10 protein-coding genes are annotated in these 13,776 nt (G+C 60.0%); 9 read left to right on the plus strand and 1 reads right to left on the minus strand.

Annotation, left to right across the window (positions count from 1 at the left end; all coding sequences use genetic code 11):
* Positions 1 to 38 precede the first annotated feature (38 nt).
* From dnaE to ispD, 8 genes are all read left to right on the plus strand, one after another.
* Positions 39 to 3,560, plus strand: coding sequence for a DNA polymerase III subunit alpha (gene dnaE / locus M0814_RS21470; protein ID WP_003222149.1), 3,522 nt, complete (start codon positions 39 to 41; stop codon positions 3,558 to 3,560).
* Between the two features lie 138 nt (positions 3,561 to 3,698).
* Positions 3,699 to 4,646 carry an acetyl-CoA carboxylase carboxyltransferase subunit alpha gene (locus tag M0814_RS21475; RefSeq protein ID WP_064586192.1) on the plus strand — a complete coding sequence of 316 codons (948 nt, stop codon included), beginning with the start codon at positions 3,699 to 3,701 and terminating at the stop codon, positions 4,644 to 4,646.
* A gap of 133 nt (positions 4,647 to 4,779) precedes the next feature.
* Positions 4,780 to 6,108, plus strand: coding sequence for a tRNA lysidine(34) synthetase TilS (tilS, locus tag M0814_RS21480; RefSeq protein WP_003222151.1), 1,329 nt, complete (start codon positions 4,780 to 4,782; stop codon positions 6,106 to 6,108).
* 274 nt (positions 6,109 to 6,382) lie between these two features.
* A complete protein-coding gene (locus M0814_RS21485) occupies positions 6,383 to 8,014 on the plus strand; it encodes a CTP synthase (RefSeq protein WP_003222153.1) in 1,632 nt (543 codons plus the stop codon).
* A gap of 4 nt (positions 8,015 to 8,018) precedes the next feature.
* Positions 8,019 to 8,864 carry a 3-deoxy-8-phosphooctulonate synthase gene (kdsA, locus tag M0814_RS21490; protein ID WP_003222154.1) on the plus strand — a complete coding sequence of 282 codons (846 nt, stop codon included), beginning with the start codon at positions 8,019 to 8,021 and terminating at the stop codon, positions 8,862 to 8,864.
* A gap of 156 nt (positions 8,865 to 9,020) precedes the next feature.
* Positions 9,021 to 10,310, plus strand: a complete 1,290-nt coding sequence (gene eno / locus M0814_RS21495) for a phosphopyruvate hydratase (protein WP_003222156.1) — start codon at positions 9,021 to 9,023, stop codon at positions 10,308 to 10,310.
* 171 nt (positions 10,311 to 10,481) lie between these two features.
* On the plus strand, positions 10,482 to 10,760 hold the full coding sequence (ftsB, locus tag M0814_RS21500) for a cell division protein FtsB (protein ID WP_003222158.1): 279 nt from the start codon (positions 10,482 to 10,484) through the stop codon (positions 10,758 to 10,760).
* Positions 10,757 to 11,464 carry a 2-C-methyl-D-erythritol 4-phosphate cytidylyltransferase gene (gene ispD, locus M0814_RS21505; protein ID WP_003222160.1) on the plus strand — a complete coding sequence of 236 codons (708 nt, stop codon included), beginning with the start codon at positions 10,757 to 10,759 and terminating at the stop codon, positions 11,462 to 11,464. Before ftsB ends, ispD begins: the two co-directional genes overlap by 4 nt.
* A 143-nt stretch (positions 11,465 to 11,607) precedes the next feature.
* On the opposite strand, the gene M0814_RS21510 is transcribed toward ispD, so the two are convergent.
* Positions 11,608 to 12,504 carry a LysR substrate-binding domain-containing protein gene (locus M0814_RS21510; RefSeq protein ID WP_103486008.1) on the minus strand — a complete coding sequence of 299 codons (897 nt, stop codon included), beginning with the start codon at positions 12,502 to 12,504 and terminating at the stop codon, positions 11,608 to 11,610.
* A gap of 117 nt (positions 12,505 to 12,621) precedes the next feature.
* Here M0814_RS21510 and M0814_RS21515 point away from each other — a divergent pair, with 117 nt between their 5' ends.
* The gene (locus M0814_RS21515) at positions 12,622 to 13,734 is read left to right on the plus strand and encodes an S-(hydroxymethyl)glutathione dehydrogenase/class III alcohol dehydrogenase (protein WP_003222162.1); all 1,113 of its coding nucleotides are present in this window, start codon (positions 12,622 to 12,624) and stop codon (positions 13,732 to 13,734) included.
* Positions 13,735 to 13,776 lie beyond the last annotated feature (42 nt).

Here is a 13,776-nt window from a genome sequence, read left to right on the forward strand (position 1 = left end):
CGGGCCTTGTTGTCTCTATGTAACTGGACAGGATCACTATGCCGGCTTCATTCGTTCATCTACGCCTGCACACTGAATACTCCCTGGTCGACGGGCTGGTGCGGATCAAGCCACTGGTCAAGGCGCTGACCGGCATGAACATGCCGGCGGTGGCAGTCACCGATCAGAACAACATGTGTTCCCTGGTCAAATTCTATAAAAACGCCATGGGCGCGGGCATCAAGCCGATCTGCGGTGCCGACCTGTGGCTGTCGAACAAGGATCCGGACGCGCCATTGAGCCGGATCAGCCTGTTGGTAATGAACGCCAAGGGCTATCGCAATCTCACCGAGCTGATCTCGCGTGGCTTCATCGAGGGCCAGCGTAACGGCATGATCATCATCGAGCGCGAATGGGTCGCCGAGGCCAACGAAGGCCTGATCATGTTGTCCGCCGCCAAAGAAGGCGAGATCGGCATGGCGCTGATCGGCGGCAACCCGGCCGAGGCCGAAGCGCTGGCGCGTGAATGGATGGCGGTGTTCCCGGATCGTTTCTATCTGGAAATCCAGCGCACCAACCGTCCCAACGACGAAGAACAACTGCACGGTGCGGTGGCCCTGGCCGACAAGCTCGGCGCGCCGCTGGTAGCGACCAACGATGTGCGCTTCATCAAGCAGGAAGACTTCGCCGCTCACGAAACCCGCGTGTGCATCGGCGAGGGCCGCGCGCTCGACGATCCGCGGCGTTCGAAGAATTACAGCGATCAGCAATACCTCAAAAGCGCCGAGGAAATGGCCGAGCTGTTCAGCGACATTCCCGACGCCATCGAAAACACCGTCGAAATCGCCAAACGCTGCAACATCGAAGTGAAACTGGGCACGCACTTCCTGCCCAACTTCCCGATTCCCGATGGCATGACCATCGACGAATATTTCCGCAAGGTGTCCTTCGAAGGTCTCGAAGAACGCCTCGCGGTGCTGTTGCCCAAGGACACCACCGAAGACTACGAAGCCAAGCGTCAGGTCTATGTCGACCGCTTGAATTTCGAGCTGGATATCATCATCCAGATGGGCTTCCCCGGTTACTTCCTGATCGTGATGGACTTTATCCAGTGGGCCAAGAACAACGGCGTGCCGGTAGGTCCTGGTCGGGGGTCGGGTGCCGGCTCGCTGGTGGCTTACGTGCAGAAGATTACTGACCTCGACCCGCTGGAATACGACCTGCTGTTCGAACGTTTCCTTAACCCGGAACGGGTCTCGATGCCCGACTTCGACGTCGACTTCTGCATGGACGGTCGTGACCGGGTGATCGACTACGTGGCCGAGAAGTACGGTCGCAACGCGGTAAGTCAGATCATCACTTTCGGTTCCATGGCCGCGAAGGCTGTGGTGCGTGACGTGGCGCGGGTGCAGGGCAAGTCCTATGGTCTGGCGGATCGTCTGTCGAAGATGATTCCGTTCGAAGTCGGCATGACCCTGGAAAAAGCCTACGAACAGGAAGAGATCCTGCGTGACTTCATCAAGGTCGATGAAGAAGCGGCGGAAATCTGGGAGATGGCGCGCAAGCTCGAGGGCGTGGTGCGTAACGTCGGCAAGCACGCCGGTGGTGTGGTAATCGCCCCGACCAAGCTGACCGACTTCTCGCCGATCTATTGCGACGAGGCCGGTGACGGTCTGGTAACCCAGTTCGACAAGGACGACGTGGAGGCGGCCGGTCTGGTGAAGTTCGACTTCCTCGGCCTGCGAACCCTGACGATCATCGACTGGGCACTGAAAACGATCAACCGCGACCGCGCCAAGGTCGGCGAAGAGCCGCTGGACATCGCGTTCATCCCGCTCGACGACAAGCCGACGTACAGCCTGTTGCAGAAAGCCGAAACCACCGCGGTGTTCCAGCTTGAATCGCGCGGCATGAAAGAGCTGATCAAAAAGCTCAAGCCCGACTGCCTGGAAGACTTAATCGCACTGGTAGCCCTGTTCCGTCCGGGCCCGCTGCAGTCCGGCATGGTGGACGACTTCATCAACCGTAAGCACGGTCGCGCCGAACTGGCGTACCCGCACTCGGACTACCAGTACGAAGGCCTCAAACCGGTATTGGCGCCGACTTACGGCATCATCCTGTATCAGGAACAGGTGATGCAGATCGCCCAGGTCATGGCCGGTTACACCCTCGGTGGTGCGGACATGCTGCGTCGAGCCATGGGTAAGAAAAAGCCCGAGGAAATGGCCAAGCAACGTGGCGGTTTCATTGAAGGCTGCGCGACCAACAATATCGATGCCGACCTGGCCGGTAACATTTTCGACCTGGTGGAAAAATTCGCCGGTTACGGCTTCAACAAATCCCACTCCGCCGCCTATGGCCTGGTGTCGTACCAGACCGCATGGTTGAAGGCGCACTACCCGGCGCCGTTCATGGCCGCGGTACTCTCGGCGGATATGCACAACACCGACAAGGTCGTGACCTTGATCGAGGAAGTGCGCACGATGAAGCTGCGCCTCGACGCGCCGGACGTGAACACTTCCGAGTTCAAGTTCACGGTGAACGACGACGGCCGCATCGTCTATGGCCTGGGCGCGATCAAAGGCGTCGGCGAAGGCCCGGTGGAAGCGATCACCGAAGCGCGTCAGGCCGGCCCGTTCAAGGATCTGTTCGACTTCTGCGCCCGGGTCGACCTCAAGCGTATCAACAAGCGTACGCTGGACGGCTTGATCCGTAGCGGTGCACTGGATCGTCTCGGGCCTTATTTCCACGATGAGCAAAAGGCTTATCAGGCCAACATCGACCGCAACCGCGCCGTGCTGCTGGCGGCGATGGAAGAGGCGATCAAGTCTGCCGAGCAGACCGCACGCACCCACGACAGTGGCCACGCCGACCTGTTCGGCGGGCTGTTCGTCGAGGAAGATGCCGACGTTTACGCGACCCATCGCAAGGCCAAGGAGCTGACCCTCAAGGAACGCCTCAAGGGTGAGAAAGACACTCTGGGCCTGTACCTCACCGGTCACCCGATCGACGAGTACGAGGGCGAGATTCGCCGTTTCGCCCGGCAGCGCATCATCGACCTGAAGCCGGCCCGTGACACGCAAACCGTGGCCGGGATGATCATTGCCCTGCGGGTGATGAAGAACAAGAAGGGCGACAAGATGGGCTTCATCACCCTCGATGACCGTTCGGGACGGATCGAAGCGTCGCTGTTCGCCGATGCGTTCCACTCCGCGCAGTCGCTGTTGCAGACCGACGCGATGGTGGTGGTCGAAGGCGAAGTCAGTAACGATGACTTCTCCGGCGGCTTGCGTCTGCGGGTCAAGCGGGTGATGAGCATGGAAGATGCACGCACCAATCTGGCCGAGAGCCTGCGCCTGAAGCTGCACACTCAGGACTTGAAAGGCGATCAGCTACGCTGGTTGGGTGAATTGCTCAAGCGTCACCGCGGGGCGTGCCCGATCACCATGGAGTACACCAGTCCCGATGCGAAGACCTTGCTGCAGTTTGGCGAGACCTGGCGAATCGACCCGGCGGATGCGTTGATTCAAGCCCTGCGTGACCAGTTCGGGCGAGACAACGTCTTCCTCCAATACCGTTGACCGGCAAGTGCCATCATTGCGCTTGCCCACAACCTGAATTTTTAATCTCGACCTCAGCGCGCCTCTCCCTTAAGGTAGGCGCGAATAGACAACCGGCCGGCCCAAGCTCATTTGGGACACGACCCAAGACGGACGCCTATGAACCCGAATTTTCTAGATTTCGAACAGCCGATCGCCGACCTGCAAGCCAAGATCGAAGAGTTGCGCTTGGTCGGTAATGACAATTCGCTGAATATCGGCGATGAGATCTCCCGCCTGCAGGACAAGAGCCGCACGCTGACCGAAGACATCTTCGGCAAGCTGACCAGCTGGCAGATCGCACGCCTGGCGCGTCACCCGAAACGCCCGTACACCCTCGACTACATCGAGCACATCTTCACCGAGTTCGACGAACTGCACGGTGACCGTCACTTCTCCGACGACGCGGCCATTGTGGGCGGCGTGGCACGTCTGGAAGACCAGCCGGTGATGATCATCGGCCACCAGAAGGGCCGTGAAGTGCGCGAGAAGGTACGCCGCAACTTCGGCATGCCGCGTCCGGAAGGCTACCGCAAGGCCTGCCGTCTGATGGAAATGGCCGAGCGCTTCAAGATGCCGATCCTGACCTTCATCGACACCCCGGGTGCTTACCCCGGGATTGACGCTGAAGAGCGCAACCAGAGCGAAGCCATCGCCTGGAACCTGCGCGTGATGTCGCGCCTGAAGACCCCGATCATCGCCACCGTTATCGGTGAAGGCGGTTCCGGCGGTGCGCTGGCGATCGGTGTCTGCGATCAGCTGAACATGCTGCAATACTCGACCTACGCGGTGATCTCGCCGGAAGGTTGTGCTTCGATTCTGTGGAAAACCGCCGAAAAAGCACCGGATGCCGCTGAAGCGATGGGCATCACCGCCGAGCGCCTGAAAGGCCTGGGCATCGTCGACAAGGTGATCGGCGAGCCACTGGGCGGCGCTCACCGTGATCCGGCGGCTGCCGCTGCGTCGATCCGTGCCGAACTGAGCTCGCAACTGGCGATGTTGAAGAAGTTCGACAACGAAGCGCTGCTCAAGCGTCGTTACGATCGTCTGATGAGCTACGGTCTCTGACAGATCTCGCAATACCCAATGTGGGAGCGGGCTTGCTCGCGAAAGCGGTATAACATTCGACAGATGTGTTGAATGTTGAAACGCCTTCGCGAGCAAGCCCGCTCCCACATTTGATTTGGGCCAAGAGAAAGATATGGGTCAGTCCGTGAGTGATCTGCCTTCCCGGCTTCTGCGCAATCTTGCAGCTTGGCGCAATGCCAAGGCTTGGCGCGTGGCTTTCTCCGGCGGTCTGGATTCCACCGTCCTCCTGCATCTGCTGGCCCATCTCGCTCAACACCACTCCCTGCCGGCGCTCAGCGCCATCCATATCCACCACGGCCTCCAGGCTGCGGCCGATGCGTGGCCGGAGCATTGTCAGTCGGTCTGCGACGCACTGGACGTCCCGTTGCAATTGGTGCGGGTGACGGTGCAACCCGGCGCCAGCCTGGAGCGAGCAGCGCGGGAGGCGCGGTATGCGGCGTTCACTTCGCTGACCGAGGCCGGGGATTTGTTGCTGACCGGTCAGCATCGGGATGATCAGGCGGAGACTTTGCTGTTTCGCCTGATGCGCGGTGCCGGCGTTCGCGGACTTTCGGCGATGCCGGCGCAGCGCCCGTTGGGGCAGGGCACGCTGCTGCGCCCATTGCTCGACGTGACGCGCTCCGAGCTTGAGGCTTACGCCCGCGCGCACCAGTTGCGCTGGGTCGACGACCCGTCTAACGAAGATCGGCAGTTCTCGCGCAACTATCTGCGCCATCAGGTGCTGCCGTTGCTCACGGCGCGCTGGCCGCAGGCGCAGGCGAGCATGGCGCGAAGTGCGGCGCATCTGCGCGAGGCGCAAGGTTTGCTCGATGAGTTGGCGCAAATCGATCTGGCACAAGCCGCCACGCCGAGTGAGTTTGCATGGCTGGGCCTGCCGTCGCTGGAACTGGCGCCGCTGGCCGCCCTGTCCGTCGCTCGTCAGCGCAATGCGCTCAGTCACTGGCTCGAGCCCCTGACCCGACTGCCTGACACCGACCATTGGTCGGGTTGGGACAACCTCTGCGGCGCTGCCAGCGATGCATCGCCGGTCTGGTGTCTGGCCGATGGCGAACTGCAGCGCAGCGCCGGCCGGCTATGGTGGCTGAGCGGCGACTGGCTGCGCGCGCCAGCGATCAGCGGTGAATGGCATGACCCGTCGACAGCGCTACGTCTGCCGAATAACGGGCGTGTCATGTTCAGCGGGCAGACTCCCGACGGGCCGTTGCGGATTGGCTATCGGCAGGGCGGCGAGCTGATGCACCTGGCGGATCGCGGCCATCGCGATCTCAAGCGCCTGCTCAATGAGCGCGCGGTACCGGGCTTCGTCCGTGGCAGATTGCCGCTGCTGTTTCGCGGCGCGGAATTGCTCGCCGTGGCGAACCTGCCGGGCCTTGACGGACAGGGGCCGGACGGCTGGAAATTGCATTGGCAGCCAACAGACGAAGATCAAGGTTTGAGATGAAAGGGGCATTCCGGTAGACTACGCTCCCTTCTTGATACAACTTCTGTGGATTCGCCTGAATTGCAGGAGTTGCCGATTACCAAGCAGTCTTTGCTGGGCGATTCCAAAAAATGTGTAGCGAGCAACGTACCGGTGTTTCATCTGCCGGTCTGTCCCAACGCGGCGGTTTTTTTGAAAGGTGCACTGTGATTAATGCAGGTGATCGGGGGCTTCGGCCTTCCTTCGCTTTCCCCGGCGGCTCGTACCGCTTTAACGCAGACTTCTAGGGTTTTTCATGACGCGCTACATATTCGTCACGGGCGGTGTTGTTTCTTCATTGGGGAAAGGCATTGCCTCGGCTTCATTGGCGGCCATCCTGGAGGCGCGGGGGCTTAAGGTCACCATGCTTAAGCTGGATCCGTACATCAACGTCGACCCGGGCACCATGAGCCCGTTCCAGCACGGTGAAGTGTTCGTCACCCACGACGGCGCCGAGACCGACCTGGACCTGGGCCACTACGAGCGGTTCATCCGCACGACCATGACCCAGAACAACAACTTCACCACCGGTCGTGTCTACGAGCACGTGCTGCGCAAAGAGCGCCGTGGTGACTACCTGGGTGCAACCATCCAGGTGATTCCGCACATCACCGACGAAATCAAGCGTCGCATCATCAAGGGTGCCGGCGATGCCGACGTGGCCCTGGTGGAAATCGGCGGTACCGTTGGCGACATCGAATCGCAACCGTTCCTCGAAGCCATCCGTCAACTGCGTGTGGAAGTCGGTTCCAAGCGCGCGATGCTGATGCACCTGACGCTGGTTCCGTACATCGCCACCGCTGGCGAGACCAAAACCAAGCCAACCCAGCACTCGGTTAAAGAGCTGCGTTCGATCGGCCTGCAGCCAGACGTGCTGATCTGCCGCTCCGACCATCCGGTGGATGTGTCGTCGCGTCGCAAGATCGCGCTGTTCACCAACGTTGAAGAGCGTGCGGTGATCTCCCTGGAAGACGTCGACACCATCTACAAGATCCCGGCCGTGCTGCACGCTCAGGGTCTGGACGATTTCGTCGTCGAGCGTTTCGGCCTGCAATGCAATGGCGCCGACCTGTCCGAGTGGGAAAAGGTCGTCGATGCCAAGCTCAACCCAGAGCACGAAGTCACCATCGCGATGGTCGGCAAGTACATGGAGCTGCTGGACGCCTACAAGTCGCTGATCGAAGCGATGAGTCATGCCGGCATCACCAACCGTACCAAGGTCAACCTGCGTTACATCGATTCCGAAGACATCGAGAACCAGGGCACTGCGCTGCTCGAAGGTGTCGACGCGATCCTCGTTCCGGGCGGCTTCGGTCTGCGCGGCGTGGAAGGCAAGATCACTGCCGTTCAGTACGCTCGTGAAAACAAGGTTCCATACCTGGGTATCTGCCTGGGCATGCAAGTGGCGGTCATCGAGTTCGCCCGTAACGTGCTGGGCTGGAAAGACGCCAACTCCACCGAGTTCGATCGCGCCAGCGGCCATCCGGTCGTGGGTCTGATCACCGAGTGGGAAGACGCCACCGGCGCCGTAGAAGTGCGTACCGAAGCGTCCGATCTGGGCGGCACCATGCGCCTCGGCGCTCAGGAATGCCTGCTCGAAGCCGGCTCCAAGGTGCACGATTGCTACGGCAAGGACGTGATCGTCGAACGTCACCGTCACCGCTACGAAGTGAACAACAACCTGCTGCCACAAATCATCGAAGCCGGCCTGAAAATCTCCGGTCGCTCCGCTGATGCCGCGCTGGTTGAAGTGGTCGAAGCACCGGATCATCCATGGTTCGTCGCTTGCCAGTTCCACCCGGAGTTCACCTCGACGCCACGTGACGGTCACCCGCTGTTCAGCGGTTTCGTGAAAGCTGCGTTGGCTCAACACCAGAAGAAGGCGTAACCCGATGGCACAGAAGATCATCCGCGTTGGCAACATCGAGATCGCCAACGACAAGCCCATGGTGCTGTTCGGCGGCATGAACGTGCTGGAAAGCCGTGACATGGCCATGCAGGTTTGCGAAGAGTACGTGAAGGTCACCGAGAAACTCGGTATCCCTTACGTGTTCAAGGCCAGTTTCGACAAGGCCAACCGATCTTCTGTGACCTCGTATCGCGGTCCAGGCCTGGAAGAGGGCATGCGCATCTTCCAGGACATCAAGCAAGCCTTCGGCGTGCCGATCATCACCGACGTCCACGAGCCTGATCAGGCCGCGGTCGTCGCTGAAGTCTGCGACATCATCCAGCTGCCGGCCTTCCTGTCGCGCCAGACCGATCTGGTCGTGGCGATGGCCAAGACCAACGCTGTGATCAACATCAAGAAAGCCCAGTTCCTCGCGCCTCAGGAGATGAAACACATCCTGAACAAGTGCGTGGAAGCGGGTAACGATCAATTGATCCTCTGCGAGCGTGGTTCGAGCTTCGGCTACAACAACCTCGTGGTCGACATGCTCGGCTTCGGCATCATGAAGCAGTTCGAGTACCCGGTATTCTTCGACGTGACCCACGCGCTGCAAATGCCTGGCGGTCGTGCCGACTCCGCCGGCGGTCGCCGTGCGCAGGTTCTGGATCTGGCCAAGGCCGGCATGAGCCAGGCGCTGGCCGGTCTGTTCCTCGAAGCGCATCCGGATCCGGACAACGCCAAATGCGACGGCCCTTGCGCCTTGCGTCTGGACAAACTGGAGCCATTTCTGGCCCAGCTCAAAGCTTTGGACGAACTGGTGAAGAGTTTTCCGACGGTAGAAACCGCGTAAACCTCATTTCTCCGGTAAAGTACCGCACGATTTGTCGCACATGCCCTCGGGCATGTGCGTTGTCGTCTGCAAGCTGCCCGCTGCACACCACTTGCCGACGGTAAAAAGATTTCCTCTAGCTGCGTCGTTTTCGTCAACTTTGGAGTGTTTACAACAATGGCAAAAATCGTCGACATCAAAGGTCGTGAAGTTCTCGACTCCCGTGGCAATCCCACCGTGGAAGCGGACGTGCTTCTCGACAACGGCATCATCGGCAGCGCTTGCGCGCCGTCCGGTGCATCCACTGGCTCGCGTGAAGCGCTCGAGCTGCGTGATGGCGACAAGAGCCGTTACCTGGGCAAGGGCGTGCTCAAGGCGGTAGCCAACATCAACGGTCCGATCCGCGATCTGCTGCTGGGCACTGACCCAAGCGACCAGAAAGCCCTCGACCACGCGATGATCAAGCTCGACGGTACCGAAAACAAGGCAACCCTGGGCGCCAACGCCATCCTCGCGGTGTCCCTGGCTGCGGCCAAGGCGGCTGCACAGGACCAGGATCTGCCACTGTACGCACACATCGCCAACCTGAATGGCACCCCGGGTGTTTACTCGATGCCGGTGCCGATGATGAACATCATCAACGGTGGCGAGCACGCCGATAACAACGTCGACATCCAGGAATTCATGGTGCAGCCAGTTGGCGCCAAGACCTTCTCGGAAGGTTTGCGCATGGGCACCGAGATTTTCCATCACCTCAAAGCTGTGCTGAAGGCCCGTGGCCTGAGCACTGCCGTTGGCGACGAAGGCGGTTTCGCACCGAACCTGGCGTCCAACGAAGACGCGCTGAAAGTGATCTCCGAAGCCGTGGCCAACGCCGGTTACAAGCTGGGCACCGACGTGACCCTGGCGCTGGACTGCGCGGCCAGCGAGTTCTACGAAGACGGCAAGTACAACCTGTCCGGCGAAGGCCAGGTGTTCACGGCTGAAGGTTTTGCCGACTACCTGAAAGGTCTGACCGAACGTTATCCGATCATCTCGATCGAAGACGGTCTGGACGAGTCCGACTGGGCTGGGTGGAAGATCCTCACCGACAAGATCGGCGAGAAGACCCAACTGGTTGGCGACGACCTGTTCGTGACCAACACCAAGATCCTGAAAGAAGGCATCGATAAAAAGATCGCCAACTCGATCCTGATCAAGTTCAACCAGATCGGTACCCTGACCGAAACCCTGGAAGCCATCCAGATGGCCAAGGCTGCCGGTTACACCGCCGTGATCTCGCACCGTTCGGGCGAAACCGAAGATTCGACCATCGCCGACCTGGCTGTGGGCACTTCGGCTGGCCAGATCAAGACCGGTTCGCTGTGCCGTTCCGACCGCGTTTCCAAGTACAACCAACTGCTGCGTATCGAAGAGCAGTTGAATGGCAAAGCCAAGTACAACGGTCGCAGCGAGTTCCGCGGCTGAGTGGTAAATGGTAAAAAGACACCGGATTGTGTCGGAAAAGTCGTGACAGCGATGGATTTGCCACTAATCTGATGCCTTATATGCACAAGCCTGGATCTTCCAGGCTTCGTGCTATCAGACGTTTCAAAGTTTTCGCGTGGCTGTCTTTTTTCACTGGATACCTGATATTCGATGCGCAGTCCTTACTGGTTGTTTCTCGTTTTGCTCTTGCTGCTGGCCGGTCTGCAGTACCGCCTGTGGGTGGGCAATGGCAGTCTGGCGCAGGTCGCCGAGCTGAATCAGCAGATTGCTGATCAACACGCCGAGAACGAAGCCCTGCTGGAGCGCAACCGGGTGATGGACGCTGAAGTCAGCGAGCTGAAAAAAGGCATGGAGACCGTTGAAGAGCGGGCTCGCCATGAGCTGGGCATGGTCAAGGACGGTGAAACCCTTTACCAGCTCGCGCAATGATCGATTCTCTGCCGGCCTTCTGGGCCGTGATTCCTGCCGCGGGCGTCGGTGCCCGAATGGCCGCGGACCGTCCCAAGCAATACCTGCAACTGGGCGGGCGCACAATTCTTGAACACAGCCTCGGCTGTTTCCTCGATCACCCGAGCCTCAAAGGGCTGGTGGTCAGTCTTGCTGTTGATGATCCCTATTGGCCGAACCTCGCCTGCGCCAGCGACTCGCGAATTCAGCGTGTCGAGGGCGGCTCCGAGCGTTCCGGGTCGGTGCTCAATGCCTTGCTGCATTTGCATGCGCAGGGTGCCGATGACGATGACTGGGTGCTGGTCCACGATGCGGCCCGACCTAACCTGAGTCGTGACGACCTCGACAAGTTACTGGCTGAACTGGCGGACGATGCCGTTGGCGGTTTACTGGCCGTGCCAGCGCGGGACACCCTGAAGCGGGTCGACAAGCACGGTCGTGTGCTCGAAACCGTTGATCGCAGCGTGATCTGGCAGGCGTATACACCGCAAATGTTCCGCCTCGGTGCGTTGCATCGAGCGCTGGCTGACAGCCTGGTGGCCGATGCGCTGATTACCGATGAAGCCTCGGCGATGGAGTGGGCCGGTCTGGCGCCACGACTGATCGAAGGGCGGGCGGACAACCTCAAGGTCACCCGGCCGGAAGACCTGGAGTGGTTGCGTCAGCGTTGGGCCAATCGCCGCTGAATGCTGTGGCGCCTGTTCTGCCGCCTTCGCGAGCAAGCTCGCTCCCACCTTTGATTCGCGCCTGACACCCAATCTGCATCCACTGAGGATCCCCTGTGGGAGCGAGCTTGCTCGCGAAGACGGCTGCTCAGGCACCGCATAACTCAGCTCCGATACTCCGGCCGCTCGGCCAATCCTTCCTTCAAGAAATCCACCAGCTTGCGCACTTTCGGCGACAAATGCCGCTGCTGCGGATACAACGCCCACACCGCCGTATTCGGCGGCTGATGCGCCTCCAATAAAGAAATCAGTGCCCCACTGTGCAAATGTTCGAGCACGTAATAGTCCGGCAACTGGCACAAGCCGACCCCTTGCAGCGCCGCATCCAACACCGCTTGCCCACTGTTGCAGCGCCAGTTTCCCTGCACGCGCTGGGAAAATTCCCGGCCGTTCTGTTCCAGTTGCCACAGATCCGAGCTGCCGATCAGGCAATTGTGGCGGCTCAGTTCCGACAAACTGTGTGGGCGGCCATACCGTTCAACGTAGGACGGGGACGCGCACAGATACATCCGACGCGGCGCCAGGCGGGTGGCGACCAACCGCGAATCCTGCAGCCGACCCAGACGAATCGCCAGATCCAGCCCTTCATGCACCAGATCGAGCTGGCGGTTGGTCAGCTCGATATCGATCCGCAGTTGTGGGTAATGCCCCATGAACCGCGTCACCAGCGGCACGATAAACCGTTCGCCATACGCCACGGCGCAAGTCATGCGCAGCATGCCTTTCGGTTCGCTGGTCAGATCGCCGACCGCGCGCAGGGCTTCTTCGCGACCGTCCTGCAGGCGCTGACAATGCTGCAGAAAGGTCTGTCCAGCTTCGGTCAGAGCCACGCGACGGGTACTGCGATAGAGCAGACGCGTCTGCAATCGCTCCTCCAGTCGTACGATTTGTCGACTGATGTGCGAGGACGAAACCCCGAGGCGTTCTGCTGCGGCGGTGAACTGGCTGCATTCGGCGACGGCGACGAACTCGTCGATACCTTCCCAGCGGTTTTCCGACATCGGGATTATCCCTGTATGGCAATAATGTTTTGCTTTTGTCCGGATTATTCATCAGATCGCGCTGTACTACACTGCCGATCTGGTTTTTTTATTCAATGGATTCACTGGAGAGTCAGCATGATCAAGTCGCGCGCCGCCGTTGCCTTCGAGGCCAAGAAGCCGCTGGAAATCGTAGAAGTCGATGTGGCCATGCCCAAGGCCGGTGAAGTGTTGCTGCGCGTAGTGGCTTCCGGGGTTTGCCACACCGACGCCTACACCCTGTCCGGTGCTGACCCGGAAGGCATCTTCCCGTCGATCCTCGGCCACGAAGGCGGTGCGATCGTTGAGGCCATCGGCGAGGGCGTGACGTCTGTTGCGGTTGGCGACCACGTGATTCCGCTGTACACCCCGGAATGCGGTCAGTGCAAATTCTGCAAGTCGGGCAAGACCAACCTGTGTCAGGCGATTCGCGCTACTCAGGGCAAAGGTCTGATGCCGGACGGCACTTCGCGCTTTTCCTACAAGGGCCAAACGATTTTCCACTACATGGGGACATCGACGTTCTCGGAATACACCGTGCTGCCGGAAATCTCCGTGGCGAAAATCGCCAAGGATGCGCCGCTGGAAAAAGTCTGCCTGCTCGGTTGCGGCGTGACTACCGGTATCGGCGCAGTGATCAACACTGCCAAGGTCAAGCCGGGTGACACCGTGGCGATCTTCGGTCTCGGCGGCATCGGTCTGTCGGCAGTCATTGGCGCAGTGAAAGCCAAGGCTGCGCGGATCATCGCCATCGACATCAACCCGGCCAAGTTCGAAATCGCCAAGCAGCTGGGCGCCACCGATTGCGTCAACCCGAAAGACTTCGATCGTCCGATCCAGGAAGTGATTGTCGACATGACCGATGGCGGCGTCGACTTCTCCTTCGAATGCATCGGCAATGTGCAACTGATGCGCGCCGCGCTGGAATGCTGCCACAAGGGCTGGGGTGAGTCGGTGATCATTGGCGTTGCCGGTGCTGGCCAGGAAATCGCCACCCGTCCGTTCCAACTGGTGACCGGTCGCGTCTGGCGTGGTTCGGCGTTCGGTGGCGTGCGTGGCCGTACCGAGCTGCCAAGCTACGTCGACATGGCGCAGAGCGGCGAGATTCCGCTGGATACTTTCATTACCCACACCATGGGTCTGGAAGACATCAATAAGGCCTTCGACCTGATGCATGAAGGCAAGAGCATTCGTACCGTCATTCATTTCTGATCAATCGCGACGCCCCAGCTACAGACCTTGAAGGTTTGTAAC

This window comes from Pseudomonas sp. MWU12-2020 (genome assembly GCF_023100605.1).
Classification (GTDB): domain Bacteria; phylum Pseudomonadota; class Gammaproteobacteria; order Pseudomonadales; family Pseudomonadaceae; genus Aquipseudomonas; species Aquipseudomonas fluorescens_H.

What these genes read in the sequence shown, in the direction of transcription:
- dnaE (WP_003222149.1), top strand. Translation starts at nt 39, where the DNA reads ATGCCGGCTTCATTCGTTCATCTACGCCTGCACACTGAATACTCCCTG.
- M0814_RS21475 (WP_064586192.1), top strand. Translation starts at nt 3,699, where the DNA reads ATGAACCCGAATTTTCTAGATTTCGAACAGCCGATCGCCGACCTGCAA.
- tilS (WP_003222151.1), top strand. Translation starts at nt 4,780, where the DNA reads ATGGGTCAGTCCGTGAGTGATCTGCCTTCCCGGCTTCTGCGCAATCTT.
- M0814_RS21485 (WP_003222153.1), top strand. Translation starts at nt 6,383, where the DNA reads ATGACGCGCTACATATTCGTCACGGGCGGTGTTGTTTCTTCATTGGGG.
- kdsA (WP_003222154.1), top strand. Translation starts at nt 8,019, where the DNA reads ATGGCACAGAAGATCATCCGCGTTGGCAACATCGAGATCGCCAACGAC.
- eno (WP_003222156.1), top strand. Translation starts at nt 9,021, where the DNA reads ATGGCAAAAATCGTCGACATCAAAGGTCGTGAAGTTCTCGACTCCCGT.
- ftsB (WP_003222158.1), top strand. Translation starts at nt 10,482, where the DNA reads ATGCGCAGTCCTTACTGGTTGTTTCTCGTTTTGCTCTTGCTGCTGGCC.
- ispD (WP_003222160.1), top strand. Translation starts at nt 10,757, where the DNA reads ATGATCGATTCTCTGCCGGCCTTCTGGGCCGTGATTCCTGCCGCGGGC.
- M0814_RS21510 (WP_103486008.1), bottom strand. Translation starts at nt 12,504, where the DNA reads ATGTCGGAAAACCGCTGGGAAGGTATCGACGAGTTCGTCGCCGTCGCC.
- M0814_RS21515 (WP_003222162.1), top strand. Translation starts at nt 12,622, where the DNA reads ATGATCAAGTCGCGCGCCGCCGTTGCCTTCGAGGCCAAGAAGCCGCTG.